The following is a 14,048-nucleotide window of genomic DNA, read 5'->3' on the forward strand; positions in this document are numbered from 1 at the left end:
CGTACCGCGTGAACTCCGTTTGCTCTGTCTGCCGTCGCCCGCCCTTGTTGGCGTGGTCGATCCCTTGGGTAAAGTTTTAACCGTAAATCCTTGACGAGAGGTTGTCGTGGAACGGCCTTGTCGCGAATGGCCCTGGCATCACCTCATCCCCAAACGAAAATGCCCGCGCATGGCGCGGGCATTTGGTCTGAAACGGGGAAGGAGATCAGTTGCGAACGGTGATGCAGGAGATCTCGGCGCGCTTCAACGTGCGGCAGACGGCTTCCGCCTGATCGCGCTCGAGCCCGGCGAAGCGGGCGCGGTAGAGTTTGCGATTGTCCTTGGCCACAACCGGCTCGGTAAACGGATCGGCCTTGCTGAGGAGGCCGCGGGCGGAGCTGCGGGCAGCGTCGATGCGCTGCTGGGCTTCGTTCTCGCTTTCAAGCGCGCCGACCTGGACGATCCAACCGCTGTGAGTGACGGCCGGCTTGGCGGTGCTCATCTGGATCGGCTGCGGCGCCGGGTCGGCGGACGCGAGCTTCGGACCAGCGGGGGCGGGCGCAGCGGCGGTTGCGGCCGGCAACACACCGAGAATGCCGTTGCCGGTGCCGAAGCCCGCCGGCTGCCGCGGCAGTTCGGTCCGGGCAATCTCAGCCTTCGGTGCTTCCGGCTGGCTGACCGCCTCGGGCTTGTTGATGAGATCCGCCCGGGCGACGACGGCGCCGGAGGTTTCCGCGACGTCGGAACGGGGCGGGATGGTGCTGGTGACCGGCGGGGCGACCTGGGTCGGGGCGGCGGAGGCGACCTTCACGGCGCCGGCCTTGACCTGAACCGTCTTGACCCGAACCGGCTTCATCGGCTCGGACGAGCCAGGGATAATGGAGAGCGGCTGGCTCGAAATCACGCCATTGGTGAGCGGCGCAGGCTCGACCTTGGATTCGGTCGGCCGAACTTCAGGCTTGCTGGCTTCAGATCTGGCGTGAGCGGGCGGCATCGCGGCAGCCGCAGCGGCCAGCGTCGACAGCCGCGAGGCGAGACGCGACGGGGCGGCTTCAGGAGCAGGGGCGGTGGCCTGAACCTGCGGCGCGGAGCGTGCCGGAGCATCCGAGGCATCGGCGACGTCGGTATTGGCTTCGGCGCCGTTGCGCTCCGTGACCGCGGCGACCGTGTGGACAGTCGCGCCCTTGTCGAGATTCTCCGCGAGCAGGCTGCGCATGATGGCGTCGCGCGAGCCGCCGCTGCGGCCGCCCAGCACCACGCCGATCAGGTGGCGATTGCCGCGGCGGATCGAGGTGACGAGGTTGAAGCCGGAGGCGCGGGTGTAGCCGGTCTTGATGCCGTCTACGCCCTCGACGCTGCCGAGCAGGTGGTTGTGGTTGCGGATCGACTGTCCGCGCCAATTGAAGGTCGAGGTCGCGAAATAGCGATAGTAGCGCGGGAAGCGCTCCTGGATGGCGCGACCGAGCGTCGCCTGGTCGCGCGCGGTGGTGACCTGCTCGTCGTTGGGAAGGCCGTTGGCGTTGCGGTAGACCGTTCTGGACATGCCGAGCGAGCGCGCCTTGCGCGTCATCATCTGGGCGAAGTCGTCCTCGTCGCCGGCGATCGCTTCCGCGATCACGACGGCAGCGTCGTTGGCCGAGCGGGTGACGAGGCCCTTGATCGCGTCCTCGACGCGAATGGTCTGGCCGGCACGCAAGTTCAGCTTGGTCGGATCCTGATTGGCGGCGTGCTGGGACACCGGCATTTCGGTGTCGAGCTTCATCTTGCCGGATTCGAGGCGCTCGAACAGCAGATAGAGCGTCATGATCTTGGTCAGCGATGCCGGATGGTGGATCCCGTCAGGGCTTGTTGCCTGGAGCACCGCGCCGGAATTGCCGTCGACGATGATGGACGCGAATTTCGGGCTCGAGCTCTCGGACACATCGCGCTGGACGCGGTGATGCACCTGGTGGCGGCGATGGCGCCGCGCCTCCGCTGCATCGGTGGTGATGATGACCGCGATGGTGACCGTAAGAAGCCCCAAAACGCCAACCCGCGCCAAGCGCGAGGAAGACAAGTTGTTACGAAGCATGGAACCCCGTCCCCGTTTCTGACTTGATCACCGGCCCGTGGGGCGAAATTGTGCCCAATGGGCCCGGGATCATTACCTGCTCAGGCTGTCCCTCCGCTGGTGTTTGCCGCGGGGGACGTTGGACCCGGAGCCGCTGTTCTGGCTAAGGTGATGTTCTCAAACGGCTTTGGCCGCCTGCGGAAGTGAACACGTCCAGGGAATCAGGGTAGGGCGCCGCGGTTTCCAAAAGCTTAAGGAACCCTTGCGGGAAACCCCGGGAATCTCCGCGATTTGCGTTGATTTTTTGTGCGACGCACAAGATTCTTGACATTTTTGTGCGTTGCACTATTTTTGGGCGAAGTCAGGGAGCCCGGGCTTCCCGACGCGAGCCAGGGAAAAGGATTCCGACATGTTCAAGGTTGAAGACTTTCAGAGCTACGGGAAAGAGCAGTTCGAGCAGTGCGTTGCTTCCGCGACCTCGGTGCAGCACGGCCTCCAGGCGATCGCCAGTGCCTATGGCGACTACACCAAGAAGTCGTTCGAAGACACCAAGTCCTTCGTCGAGAAGCTGTCCGGTGTGAAGTCGCTGGACAAGGCGATGGAAGCGCAGACCGATTTTGCCCGTTCCGCCTACGAGACCTTCGTTGCGGAATCGCAGAAGATCGCCGGCCTCTATAGCGATCTCGCCAAGCAGGCGTTCAAGCCGGTCGAGACCATCGTGTCGAAGTTCACCCCGGCCGCGAACTGACCCGCTCAACACGCTCCTGGAATCAAAAGCCCGGCCAGATTTGGCCGGGCTTTTCGTTTGTGGATGCGGATGAGAATGACTTCGCGACCCGCAGCTTGGAAATCTGCGTCAAGATGTTCTTGAACGCGACCGATGTCTGAGAGCGCTGGATTTGTTGTGCGCGAGAATTCGGAGGCTCGGCCTCCCATTCGGTCCAATTGATCGAGGCACTGACGTTGGTGGTGCCGACGTTGACGTCCTTCGAGAACGGGATGATCGAATCGAGCGCGACCTGCAGCGCAGTACGTGCCTGCACTGCGCGGAGATGGTTTATCGCGGCACCGATGAAACTCAGCAGGGGCACCAGCGATGGCGGAGATCATGGCGATATTGCCTTGCTCGGCCGCTGCAAAAGCCGACGAACTGTCGACTAGGGCGGCTGAGGAGGGCAGGCGAGATTTGGCGGTCCACGAAATCTGTGTTCTGCCCGATTTCGCGGCACGCCATTGAACGGCAGGTAATTTGGACCGTAGAAGCCCGGAGCCATCCGCGAAAAACCGTCGCAGGCTGGTTATCGGCCGGGTTCCTGGTCAACATGTTCTAAACATGCCGGGCGGAAATTTTTGTCAAATCGGTCCGGATTGATTAACCTGACGAGGATCGCCCGGACCGGGAATCGGGACTGCCACCGCCGCATCGGCCCGATCTCCGCATGCTTGCGGCCAGCCGTGGGCAGGCCCATATTGCTGACGAACGGTCCGGCTCGAGCCGGATGTGTCGGGAGCGGCGATCCAACAAGGCGGCGCGCCTGCGCCAGGCTCCGAAGGGCGGAGCCGCGCGGTGACCGCCATGCGCTTCCGTGGGGAATTTGAACGCCTGTGCCATGCCGCAATTGACTTCCAGTATCGACCTGTTCGCGCCAGCCGCCGCCGACGCTCCTCGCATGAGCAATGACGAGAACCGTTCGGGCAGCCCCTCGGGTCCGAACACTTCGGTCATCACCAAGGTCAAGCCCAAGACCAAACGGCCGAACCTGTATCGCGTGCTGATCCTGAACGACGACTACACGCCGATGGAGTTCGTCGTCCACGTGCTGGAGAAGTTCTTCAACAAGGACGTCGAAGCGGCGACCAAGATCATGCTGCACGTCCATCATCACGGCATCGGCGAGTGCGGCGTGTTCACCTATGAGATCGCCGAGACCAAGGTGACGCAGGTGATGGATTTTGCCCGCAAGCACCAGCATCCGCTGCAATGCGTGATGGAAAAGAAGTAAACGCCTTGCGGCGCGTTTGAAGCCGGCTCTTGTGCAAGTCGCGGCGTGATTGTTGCAGTCACGGCGGCGCGCGAGTCCCGTTGCTGCCGGCAAAACTACCGAATTCCGCGCCGGCGCCGATCCCGCCCAAATCGGAACGGGTTTTGCATTGAAAATACCGCAGGTGTGTCGCCGCCGAGTCGCGGAACCGGTCTTTCGCCGCGGTCTTGTATAACTATATGTGACAAAGGTTGTTGTTGCCTGACCGGGCGAGGACGATCATGATGGTGGGGGCCATAGAGGACGCGAATGCCGACTTTTTCCCAAAGCCTTGAACAATCCCTGCATCGTGCGCTGGCGATCGCAAACGAGCGTCATCACCAATACGCGACGCTCGAGCATCTTTTGCTCTCACTGATCGACGACTCCGATGCAGCCGCCGTCATGCGCGCCTGCAGCGTCGATCTCGACAAGCTCCGCACGAGCCTCGTCAACTACCTTGAGACCGAATTCGAGAACCTGGTGACGGATGGCGCCGACGACGCCAAGCCGACCGCCGGTTTCCAGCGCGTGATCCAGCGCGCGGTGATCCACGTTCAATCCTCCGGTCGCGAAGAGGTGACCGGCGCCAACGTGCTGATCGCGATCTTTGCCGAGCGCGAGAGTCATGCCGCGTATTTCCTGCAGGAGCAGGACATGACGCGCTATGACGCGGTCAACTATATCAGCCACGGCATTGCCAAGCGTCCGGGTGTCTCCGAGGCGCGCCCCGTGCGCGGCGTCGACGAGGAGACCGAGACCAAGGGCAACGAGGACGCCAAGAAGAAGGGCGAGGCGCTCGAGACCTATTGCGTCAACCTCAACAAGAAGGCACGGGACGGCAAGATCGATCCGGTGATCGGACGCAATTCCGAGATCAACCGTGCGATCCAGGTGCTGTGCCGGCGGCAGAAGAACAACCCGCTGTTCGTGGGCGAGGCCGGCGTCGGCAAGACCGCGATTGCGGAGGGACTTGCCAAGCGCATCGTCGACAGCGAGGTGCCGGAGGTGTTGGCGGCCGCGACCGTGTTCTCGCTGGACATGGGCACGCTGCTTGCCGGCACGCGCTATCGCGGCGACTTCGAGGAGCGCCTGAAGCAGGTGCTGAAGGAGCTCGAGGCGCATCCCAACGCCATCCTGTTCATCGACGAGATCCACACCGTCATCGGTGCGGGCGCCACGTCGGGTGGGGCGATGGATGCTTCGAACCTGCTCAAGCCGGCGCTGGCGTCGGGCACCATCCGCTGCATGGGCTCGACCACCTACAAGGAATATCGCCAGCACTTCGAGAAGGACCGCGCGCTGGTGCGGCGCTTCCAGAAGATCGACATCAACGAGCCGACCGTCGAGGACGCGATCGCGATCCTCAAGGGCCTCAAGCCGTATTTCGAGGACTACCATCGGCTGAAGTACACCAACGAGGCGATCGAGGCCGCCGTTCAGCTCTCCTCGCGCTACATCCACGACCGCAAGCTGCCGGACAAGGCGATCGACGTGATCGACGAGTCCGGTGCGGCGCAGATGCTGGTCGCCGAGAACAAGCGCAAGAAGACCATCGGCATCAAGGAGATCGAGACCACGATCGCCTCGATGGCGCGGATCCCGCCGAAGAGCGTGTCGAAGGACGACGCCGAGGTGCTCAAGCATCTCGAAACGACGCTGAAGCGCACGGTGTTCGGTCAGGACAGGGCGATCGAGTCGCTTGCGGCATCGATCAAGCTGGCGCGCGCCGGTTTGCGTGAGCCGGAGAAGCCGATCGGCTGCTATTTGTTCTCAGGGCCCACCGGCGTCGGCAAGACCGAGGTCGCAAAGCAGCTCGCGGCAAGCCTCGGCGTCGAGCTGTTGCGCTTCGACATGTCCGAATACATGGAGCGGCACACCGTGTCGCGCCTGATCGGCGCGCCTCCCGGCTATGTCGGCTTCGACCAGGGCGGCCTCTTGACCGATGGCGTCGACCAGCATCCGCATTGCGTGGTGCTGCTCGACGAGATCGAGAAGGCGCATCCCGATCTCTACAACGTGCTGCTGCAGATCATGGATCACGGCCGGCTCACCGACCACAACGGCAAGCAGGTCAATTTCCGCAACGTGATCCTGATCATGACCACGAACGCGGGTGCTTCCGATCTCGCCAAGCAGGCGTTCGGCTTCACACGTTCGAAGCGGGAAGGCGACGACCACGAGGCGATCAACCGGCAGTTCGCGCCGGAATTCCGCAACCGTCTCGATGCCATCGTCTCGTTCGGTCATCTCAGCGTCGAGGTGATCGGCACCGTGGTCGAGAAGTTCGTGCTTCAGCTCGAAGCGCAGCTCGGCGACCGCGACGTCACCATCGAGCTGTCCGAGCCGGCCAAGACCTGGCTGGTCCAGCACGGCTACGACGAGCAGATGGGCGCGCGGCCGATGGCCCGCGTGATCCAGGAGCACATCAAGAAGCCGCTGGCCGACGAGGTGCTGTTCGGCAAGCTGAAGGGTGGCGGCCACGTCCGCGTCATCCTGGTGAAGGACGAGGCCGACGAGACCAAGGACAAGATCGGCTTCGAGTTCGTCGAAGGTCCGGTCACGCCGAAGCAGGAGAAGCTCCCGGGTGCTCGCAAGCGCCCGCCGGGCAAGTCCAAGCCGGGCGGTCCCGGCGGCTCGAAGGGGCCGACTTCCAAGGGCCCGCTGGTCAAGGCTTGATCTGCACGCGATGAAATCGAAAAGGCCGGCTGCAAAGCCGGCCTTTTTGTTGGCGCCGATGTCGGCGTCGAGGGCCGCGGGAACCTGGGCCTGGCTCCTTTTAGTCTCCCCGCAGGCGCTGATCGTCCTGGACGCGAACGTGCTCGGCGCCGCGCGCGCCCACGGGAGACAGCCGCAGCATGCTCAGCACCGCGCCGCAGAGAGCGAACCCGACGCCTGCGAGCAGCGCCAGCCTGGTACCCTCAACCGGGTACCGTCCGAGCAGCAGCGCCACCAGCGCCGCCCCCGTGGTCTGGCCGAGCAGGCGCGCCGTGCCCAGCATCCCGCTTGCGCCGCCGGCGCGCTCGCGCGGGGCGGCCGCGATCATGGTGCGGTTGTTAGGGGTCTGGAACAGGCCGAAGCCGGCACCGGCCAGCGCCATGCGCCAGATCACGTCAAGCGGGGTCGGGCTTGCGGGCAGGAAGGCCAGCGCGGCGAGACCGCAGGCGAACAGCGTGAGCCCGATGCCGCCGAGCAGGCCGGCCGGATAATGTTCGACGAGGCGACCGGCGAGGGGGGCCGCGAACGCCACCGCGATCGGCCAGGGCGTGATCAAGAGGCCCATATGCACGGCCGAATAGCCGAAGCGGCTCTGGAGATAGAAGGGGATCGCGACGAAGGCCAGCATCTGCCCGCAGAACGATGCGATCGAGGTCGCTATCGACAGCGCGAACACCGGAATGCGCAACAGATCGACCGGCAAGAGCGGCGAGCTCATGTGGGTCTCACGATAGATCAGCAGCACGCCGGCGACGATGGCGATGGCGAATTGTGCGAGGCAGGTGATGGCAGCCTCGCCATGACCGACGCTGTCGACGGCGGCGATGCCGACACCGAACGTGATTGCGGACAGGCCCGCGCTCTGCCAGTCGAAGGAACGGCTCGCTGGCTTGGTGTGCGGCAGGCTGCGCAGGCCGATCAGCAATGTCACCGCACCGAGGGGCACGTTGATGGCGAACAGCCAGGGCCAGCTTCCGACGGCCAGGATGCCGGCGGCGAGCGTCGGTCCGACCGCAGCCGAGAAGGCGACCACGAGCGCGTTGAGGCCGATGCCGCGGCCGAGCTGGCTGCGCGGATAGGTGAAGCGCACCAGCGCCGCGTTGACGCTCATGATGCCGGCCGCGCCAAAGCCCTGGAGGATGCGCGCGGCCGTCAGCAGCGGCAGCGTGTGCGCCAGCGCGCACAATGCGGAGGCCAGCGTGAACAGCACCAGTCCGACCAGATAGACGCGGCGATAGCCGACGATCTCGCCGAGCGAAGCCAGTGGCAGCAGTGAGATCGTGATCGCGAGCTGGTAGCCGTTGACGATCCAGATCGAGAAGGCCGGGCTTGCATCGAGGTCGGCCGCGATCGTCGGCAGCGCGACGTTGGCGATGGCGCTGTCGACCACCGCCATGATGATGCCGAGCGCAATCGTCAGCACCGCATGGTTGCGCTGTGGCTGCGGCAGGCCGTCGGCGTGCTCGATGGTGGTCGATGACATCGTGAAGCGTGCTTGCTCGAGACGCGGTTGCTGGTCCGCAACCTGGTCCGACCCGGGATGGTTCCAGCCAAAGCCTGGACGATTCCAGTCCTATTTCGGCTTCCGTGGCTCCTGAATCGCCCTGAGGTAGCTTACCACGGCCTCGGCATCGTCTCGGCCGAATCGAGGCGTTGGCATCGAGCGGTGGATGCTGCTGTAGCCGTCCTGGAGGCGCTGCACGAAGTCGGGATCGTAGAGTTTGTTCTCGCCGAGGTTCCGGAAGGGCGGTGCCAGTTCGTTCCGGCTCTTGCCCGTCCTGCCGACCGCGTGGCACTGCGCGCACATCCGTTGCAGCAGTGCTTCGGCGCGCCGCTGTTCGAGATCCAGGGCTTGACTTGCCGTGCTCCACAGAACGCCAACGGCCAGCAGCGCTGGCGCGATCCTATTCATCGCTCATGTCCATCATTCCCAGCGCAGGGCCTTCATGGCAAACCGGCGCGGCAGCATCGCGAGTGCCGCAGCGTGTCACGGCCGACGCAGGCGGGCTTGATGCAGCTCAAATGTCCTACACCGCCGGCGGATTCCGCTCGGTGAAGGTCACGCGCTGGTGCCAATAGGGATAGGGCAGCGTTACATTGCTCGCGGCATCGAGCTTTGCGACCTGATCCTTGGTCAAGGACCAGCCGACCGCACCGAGATTTTCGCGCAGCTGGGTCTCGTTGCGCGCGCCGATGATCAGCGTCGAGACAGTCGGACGCTGGAGCAGCCAGTTGAGCGCGATCTGCGAGACGCTCTTGCCCGTCTCCTTGGCGATTTCGTCGATGGCTTCGACGACACGGTAGACATGCTCGTCCGGAACAGGCGGTCCGAAGTCGGCCGTCTTGGGCAGTCGGCTGACTTCCGGCCTCGGCTGACCACGGCGGATCTTTCCGGTGAGGCGCCCCCACCCGAGCGGCGACCAGACCACGGCACCTAACCCCTGGTCGAGCCCGAGCGGCATCAACTCCCATTCGTAATCGCGCCCGATCAGCGAATAGTAGGTCTGGTTGGCGACGTAGCGCGGAAAGCCGTGCTTGTCGGCGACGGCGAGCGATTTCATCAGGTGCCAGCCCGAGAAATTCGAGACGCCGACGTAGCGGATCTTGCCGGCACGCACGAGCACGTCGAGTGTTGCGAGCAGCTCTTCAGGCGGGGTGAAGGCGTCGAAGCCGTGCAGCTGGAACAGGTCGATGTAGTCGGTGCCGAGCCGGCTCAACGAACCGTCGACGGCCGCGAGCAGATGCTGCCGCGACGAGCCGATATCGTTGGGACCCTCGCCGAAGCGGAAGGTCGCCTTGGTCGAAATCAGAACCTTGTCGCGGCGGCCCTTGATCGCTTCGCCGAGCACCCGCTCGGATTCGCCGAGAGAATAGACATTCGCGGTGTCGAACATCGACACGCCGGCTTCGAGGCAGATGTCCAGAAGGCGCCGCGCTTCGGTCGCGTCAGTCGTGCCCCAAGCCGCAAGGCGGCCGACACCGCCGAAGGTGCCGGTGCCAAGACTGAGGGCGGGCACCATGAGGCCTGAACTGCCCAAGCGTCGGTATTCCATCGATGTGCTCCTCGGCTGGCCGCCGGTTGATCGATGCGGCCTTACGGGCCGATGGTAATGCAAGCAGGCGCTGCGTCCTATCACGCGCTCACATACCGGCCTTGCTTGGGTAGGCGCATATCGTCGAATGCAGCCTCGCAACGCGCGCGCCGAACGTCGTCACCAAAGATTGAACTTCGAGCCTCGCTGCGGGTGAGAGGAAGCGCGCGCGTTCGCATCATCCGCCTGCCGCGGCGGAAGCGTCAGGCTCCAGCCATCACGACCAGCACCGAATCGCGGTCACACCCAGATCTCAGTGCCGCAACTGGCTCTGCCGGAAGTCGCGCGGCGACATTCCGAAATGCTCGCGGAAGACGCGGCCGAAATGTGAGAGGTCGTTGAAGCCCCAGCCGAACGCGACCTCGCTGATGTGGCGATGGGCGAGCACAGGCGAGGCGAGGTCGCGCCGGCATCGTGCGAGGCGTTCGGCAAGAACATGGCGCTGGAAGGAGGTGTCCTCGTCGGCGAGAAGGTCGTTGACGTAGCGCGGCGAGATGCCGAGCGCGGCCGCGGTCTCCGCGAGCGAGAGGTCGGGATCGGAGAGATGCGCGCGGATGTGCGCCTTCAATCGGTAGAGCAGGGCCGAGCGGTGGGTCGAGGACGGCAGCGACGTCCTGCCGAGCCGCTCGCTCAGCGCCATGGCGAGCAGATCGACCGCCTGCTCCGACAGCGCGGCGGCGGTGTCCGGGGCCAGCGCGTCCGCGCTCTGGCAAAGCCGGAAGATGAAATCATAGGCGAGCCGCTCGAGCGGCGCGTCGGCTCCGAACGACATCGCAGTCAGCGTCTCGGTGCCGCCGAGCCGGCGTCGCAGCATCTCGCGCGGCACCTTGAAGATGGTCTGCGTGAAGGCGTCGTTGAACTTCAGCTCATACGGCCGCGTGGTGTCGTAGAGCGCGAACTCGCCGGGGTGGATCACGGTCTCCCGGCCGTCCTGCACAACGCCGCCGCTGCCGCGATTGCCGAGTGCAATGAGAACAAAATCCTGGTCCGAGCGCGCGATGCGAGAGGGCGTGCGGAACACGTGCTGGCGGTGCGAGCAGACTTCGGAGCATGCCGCCTTGCCGAGCGAAGCCTGCGTGACCGAGCCGCGAAAGGCGCTGCCGAGGTCGGACTTGCAGTCGAGGCCGACGAAGACGTCGCAGACGATGTCCTGCCAGAGGGCGAGCCGCCGATAGCCGGGGCTGCCGTCCGTCGTGAACTGGATTGGCATCTGGAGAGCCTCCCTTTCACATCCAGCAAAACCGTATGTTGGCGCAGATTTAGCCCGACCGGAGGCAAATTCCGTACCGGCGGCGGCAGCGTCCAGTCGAGTTTTTGTTCCGCGGCGGTCGAGCGCCCGCCGTCTGGCTTGGCCCAATAGACTGCATCGGACATGGCGTCCGATCAACCGGCAATGGAGGCGGGAATGGGCATCGAACATCCGAAATACAAGGTCGCGGTGGTGCAGGCGGCGCCGGCCTGGCTCGACCTCGACGCCTCGATCGACAAGTCGATCGCGCTGATCAGGGAGGCCGCGGAAAAGGGCGCCAAGCTGATCGCTTTTCCCGAGGCCTTCATCCCCGGTTACCCCTGGCATATCTGGATGGATTCGCCGGCCTGGGCGATCGGCCGCGGCTTCGTGCAGCGCTATTTCGACAATTCGCTGTCCTACGACAGCCCGCAGGCCGAGCGGCTGCGCGAGGCCGTCCGCAAGGCAAAGCTCACCGCCGTGATCGGCCTGTCCGAACGCGATGGCGGCAGCCTCTATCTGGCGCAATGGCTGATCGGGCCCGACGGCGAGACCATCGCAAAGCGCCGCAAGCTGCGGCCGACCCATGCCGAGCGCACCGTCTATGGCGAGGGCGACGGCAGCGACCTTGCCGTGCATGCGCGGCCCGACATCGGCCGTCTCGGCGCATTGTGCTGCTGGGAGCACCTCCAGCCGCTGTCGAAATACGCGATGTATGCCCAGAACGAGCAGGTCCATGTCGCGGCCTGGCCGAGCTTCTCGCTCTACGATCCCTTCGCGCCGGCGCTGGGTGCCGAGGTCAACAACGCCGCCTCGCGCGTCTATGCGGTGGAAGGCTCCTGCTTCGTGTTGGCGCCTTGCGCGACGGTGTCGCAGACCATGATCGACGAGCTCTGCGACCGGCCGGACAAGCATGCGCTGCTGCACGCCGGCGGCGGCTTTGCCGCCATCTACGGGCCCGACGGCAGTCAGATCGGCGAGAAGCTGGCGCCGGATCAGGAGGGATTGCTGATCGCCGAGATCGATCTTGGCGCCATCGGCGTCGCCAAGAACGCCGCTGACCCGGCCGGCCACTATTCGCGGCCCGACGTGACGCGGCTTCTTCTCAACAAGAAGCGGTACCAGCGCGTCGAGCAGTTCGCGCTGCCGGTCGACACCGTCGAGCCCACGGAGATCGCGGCGGCGGCAAGCTGAGCGTCGCTGCGCGAAGACGGGCCTACGTTAGGCGGCGCAGTGCCCGAGCAGTTCCGGATGTGCGGCGCAGATATGGTGCGCGCCGGCATCGCGCAGCTCGGCCTCGCTGCCATAGCCATAGAGCACGCCGATTGCGGTCATGCCATTGGTCCTGGCTCCGACCACGTCATGGCTGCGGTCGCCGATCATGATCGCGTTGTTCGCCTCGACCCTGGCCTCGTCGAGCGCATAGCGGAGCAGGTCGCGCTTGTCGACGCGGGTGCCGTCGAGCTCGGAGCCGAACACGCGCTCGAAATATGGCTTCAGGCCGAAATGATCGACGATGCGGGTGGCGTAGACCACAGGCTTGCTGGTCGCGACGAACATGCGCGGTGTTGTCGCGGCAAGCCTCGTGAGGGTGTCCATGATGCCGCCATAGGCTTCGTTCTCGAACAGGCCGATATCGCTGAAGCGCTCCCGATAGAGCAGCAGCGCGCGGTCGGCGAGTTCGTCGGTTCCGGTGAGCTTTTTCAGGCTGGCATGCAGCGGCGGCCCGATGCACCAGGTCAGCTCGTCCTCGCTCGGGACAGGCTGGCTGAGCCGCTCCAGCGCGTATTGGATGGATCGCGTGATCCCCGGCTTGGAATTGGTCAGCGTGCCGTCGAGATCAAAAAAGATTGTCACCATCCGGGCGGGACTGCGTTGATACTGCCGCTCGTGCTAATTGGCTGGGGTTCCAAGTCAAGGTTCGATTTGTCCGGTAGCGTCAATGCCATGCGAATAGCTCGGGTCATCGCAGTCTTGTGCCACGCCCTGGTGCTGTCGCCGGCGCTCGCAGAGGAGACGCCGACCCCTGTCGTGCCTTCCAATGCCGAGGAACCCGCGAAGCCTGCGGAGAAACCCGCGGACGCGCGTGAGAGCGACACGCGGGAGTCGATCTGCCTGATCGTGGAGGCGGCTGCGCGCGATGCCAATCTCCCGCTCGAATTCTTTGCCCGGGTGATCTGGCAGGAAAGCCGCTTCCAGGCCGATGCGGTCGGCCCCATGACGCGCAACGGCGAGCACGCGCAAGGGATCGCGCAGTTCATGCCGGGCACTGCAAGCGAGCGCGGGCTGCTCAATCCGTTCAATCCGGTGCAGGCATTGCCGAAGTCGGCCGAGTTCTTGAACGAGCTGCGCAACCAGTTCGGCAATCTCGGCCTCGCCGCGGCTGCCTACAATGCCGGTCCGCGGCGTGTGCAGGAATGGCTCGCCGGCACCGGCCCGATGCCGGAGCAGACCCGCAACTACGTCTTCGCCATCACCGGCACCAGCGTCGACGCCTGGGCCAAGGCCGGCAGCACCGGCAAGGGACCGCCGAGTTCACCGCCGACGAGCTGCCGTGATCTGATGGCGCTGCTCAAGCGCGCGCCGAACCCGTTCGTCGCCGAGCTCGAGCAGCATGTGGAGCTTGCCGCCGCAAAGATCTGGGGCGTGCAGCTCGCGGCCGGCTTCGACCGCAACAAGGCGCTGGCGATGTATTCCAGGGCGGTCACGAGACTGAGCGCCGTGATCGGCGAGCGTGATCCGAGCCTGCTAAGCTCGGTGATGCGCAGCCGCGGCACGCGCGCCTTCTACCAGGTGCGTATCGGCGCGGATACCCGAGCCGAGGCCGATGATCTGTGCAACCGCATCCGCAAGGCAGGCGGCGCCTGCTTCGTCCTGAAGAACCGCGGTGTGAGCGGGTAGAGCGCATTCGCTCTGGCCGTCATTCCGGGGCGATGCGAAGCATCGAACTATGGTGCGCA

Annotated in this window: 12 protein-coding genes; 5 read left to right on the top strand and 7 right to left on the bottom strand. The window is 64.9% G+C overall.

Going from position 1 to position 14,048, the window contains the following annotated elements; genetic code table 11:
• Positions 1–205 precede the first annotated feature (205 nt).
• The gene (locus ABIF91_RS32200) at positions 206–2,050 is read right to left on the bottom strand and encodes a D-alanyl-D-alanine carboxypeptidase (protein ID WP_028177893.1); all 1,845 of its coding nucleotides are present in this window, start codon (positions 2,048–2,050) and stop codon (positions 206–208) included.
• 388 nt (positions 2,051–2,438) lie between these two features.
• On the opposite strand from ABIF91_RS32200, the gene ABIF91_RS32205 reads away from it, so the two are divergent.
• Entirely contained in the window at positions 2,439–2,777 is a 339-nt protein-coding gene (locus ABIF91_RS32205) for a phasin family protein (protein ID WP_011087913.1), read from the top strand.
• A 22-nt stretch (positions 2,778–2,799) separates the two neighbouring features.
• Here ABIF91_RS32205 and ABIF91_RS32210 read toward each other — a convergent pair whose 3' ends face one another.
• Positions 2,800–3,120, bottom strand: coding sequence for a hypothetical protein (locus ABIF91_RS32210; RefSeq protein WP_028177892.1), 321 nt, complete (start codon positions 3,118–3,120; stop codon positions 2,800–2,802).
• A gap of 579 nt (positions 3,121–3,699) precedes the next feature.
• On the opposite strand from ABIF91_RS32210, the gene clpS reads away from it, so the two are divergent.
• Together clpS and clpA are read left to right on the top strand one after the other, a co-directional pair.
• Positions 3,700–4,032, top strand: a complete 333-nt coding sequence (gene clpS / locus ABIF91_RS32215; protein ID WP_028135886.1) for an ATP-dependent Clp protease adapter ClpS — start codon at positions 3,700–3,702, stop codon at positions 4,030–4,032.
• A 288-nt stretch (positions 4,033–4,320) separates the two neighbouring features.
• Positions 4,321–6,729 (top strand): ATP-dependent Clp protease ATP-binding subunit ClpA, encoded by a 2,409-nt coding sequence (gene clpA, locus ABIF91_RS32220; protein WP_028177891.1) that lies wholly within the window; start codon positions 4,321–4,323, stop codon positions 6,727–6,729.
• A 100-nt stretch (positions 6,730–6,829) separates the two neighbouring features.
• Here clpA and ABIF91_RS32225 read toward each other — a convergent pair whose 3' ends face one another.
• The 4 genes from ABIF91_RS32225 to ABIF91_RS32240 form a co-directional block, all read right to left on the bottom strand.
• Positions 6,830–8,251 (bottom strand): MFS transporter, encoded by a 1,422-nt coding sequence (locus ABIF91_RS32225; protein ID WP_051393891.1) that lies wholly within the window; start codon positions 8,249–8,251, stop codon positions 6,830–6,832.
• 90 nt (positions 8,252–8,341) lie between these two features.
• On the bottom strand, positions 8,342–8,680 hold the full coding sequence (locus tag ABIF91_RS32230; RefSeq protein WP_028177890.1) for a c-type cytochrome: 339 nt from the start codon (positions 8,678–8,680) through the stop codon (positions 8,342–8,344).
• A 115-nt stretch (positions 8,681–8,795) separates the two neighbouring features.
• Positions 8,796–9,821 carry an aldo/keto reductase gene (locus ABIF91_RS32235; protein ID WP_284282655.1) on the bottom strand — a complete coding sequence of 342 codons (1,026 nt, stop codon included), beginning with the start codon at positions 9,819–9,821 and terminating at the stop codon, positions 8,796–8,798.
• 292 nt (positions 9,822–10,113) lie between these two features.
• Positions 10,114–11,070 carry a helix-turn-helix domain-containing protein gene (locus ABIF91_RS32240; protein WP_028177888.1) on the bottom strand — a complete coding sequence of 319 codons (957 nt, stop codon included), beginning with the start codon at positions 11,068–11,070 and terminating at the stop codon, positions 10,114–10,116.
• Between the two features lie 195 nt (positions 11,071–11,265).
• Here ABIF91_RS32240 and ABIF91_RS32245 point away from each other — a divergent pair, with 195 nt between their 5' ends.
• Complete coding sequence (locus ABIF91_RS32245) at positions 11,266–12,282, top strand: carbon-nitrogen hydrolase family protein (RefSeq protein WP_028177887.1); 1,017 nt, start codon at positions 11,266–11,268, stop codon at positions 12,280–12,282.
• Between the two features lie 27 nt (positions 12,283–12,309).
• On the opposite strand, the gene ABIF91_RS32250 is transcribed toward ABIF91_RS32245, so the two are convergent.
• Positions 12,310–12,948, bottom strand: coding sequence for an HAD family hydrolase (locus ABIF91_RS32250; RefSeq protein WP_028177886.1), 639 nt, complete (start codon positions 12,946–12,948; stop codon positions 12,310–12,312).
• A gap of 87 nt (positions 12,949–13,035) precedes the next feature.
• Here ABIF91_RS32250 and ABIF91_RS32255 point away from each other — a divergent pair, with 87 nt between their 5' ends.
• Positions 13,036–13,989, top strand: a complete 954-nt coding sequence (locus tag ABIF91_RS32255; RefSeq protein ID WP_028177885.1) for a transglycosylase SLT domain-containing protein — start codon at positions 13,036–13,038, stop codon at positions 13,987–13,989.
• The last annotated feature ends 59 nt before the right edge of the window (positions 13,990–14,048 follow it).

Origin of the sequence: Bradyrhizobium sp. USDA 241, from assembly GCF_049739505.1 — a bacterium.
Lineage (GTDB): Bacteria > Pseudomonadota > Alphaproteobacteria > Rhizobiales > Xanthobacteraceae > Bradyrhizobium > Bradyrhizobium liaoningense.

Excerpts from the sequence above, each read along its gene's own strand:
- ABIF91_RS32200 (WP_028177893.1), bottom strand. The coding sequence starts at position 2,050 with ATGCTTCGTAACAACTTGTCTTCCTCGCGCTTGGCGCGGGTTGGCGTT.
- ABIF91_RS32205 (WP_011087913.1), top strand. The coding sequence starts at position 2,439 with ATGTTCAAGGTTGAAGACTTTCAGAGCTACGGGAAAGAGCAGTTCGAG.
- clpS (WP_028135886.1), top strand. The coding sequence starts at position 3,700 with ATGAGCAATGACGAGAACCGTTCGGGCAGCCCCTCGGGTCCGAACACT.
- clpA (WP_028177891.1), top strand. The coding sequence starts at position 4,321 with ATGCCGACTTTTTCCCAAAGCCTTGAACAATCCCTGCATCGTGCGCTG.
- ABIF91_RS32225 (WP_051393891.1), bottom strand. The coding sequence starts at position 8,251 with ATGTCATCGACCACCATCGAGCACGCCGACGGCCTGCCGCAGCCACAG.
- ABIF91_RS32230 (WP_028177890.1), bottom strand. The coding sequence starts at position 8,680 with ATGAATAGGATCGCGCCAGCGCTGCTGGCCGTTGGCGTTCTGTGGAGC.
- ABIF91_RS32235 (WP_284282655.1), bottom strand. The coding sequence starts at position 9,821 with ATGGAATACCGACGCTTGGGCAGTTCAGGCCTCATGGTGCCCGCCCTC.
- ABIF91_RS32240 (WP_028177888.1), bottom strand. The coding sequence starts at position 11,070 with ATGCCAATCCAGTTCACGACGGACGGCAGCCCCGGCTATCGGCGGCTC.
- ABIF91_RS32245 (WP_028177887.1), top strand. The coding sequence starts at position 11,266 with ATGGGCATCGAACATCCGAAATACAAGGTCGCGGTGGTGCAGGCGGCG.
- ABIF91_RS32250 (WP_028177886.1), bottom strand. The coding sequence starts at position 12,948 with ATGGTGACAATCTTTTTTGATCTCGACGGCACGCTGACCAATTCCAAG.
- ABIF91_RS32255 (WP_028177885.1), top strand. The coding sequence starts at position 13,036 with ATGCGAATAGCTCGGGTCATCGCAGTCTTGTGCCACGCCCTGGTGCTG.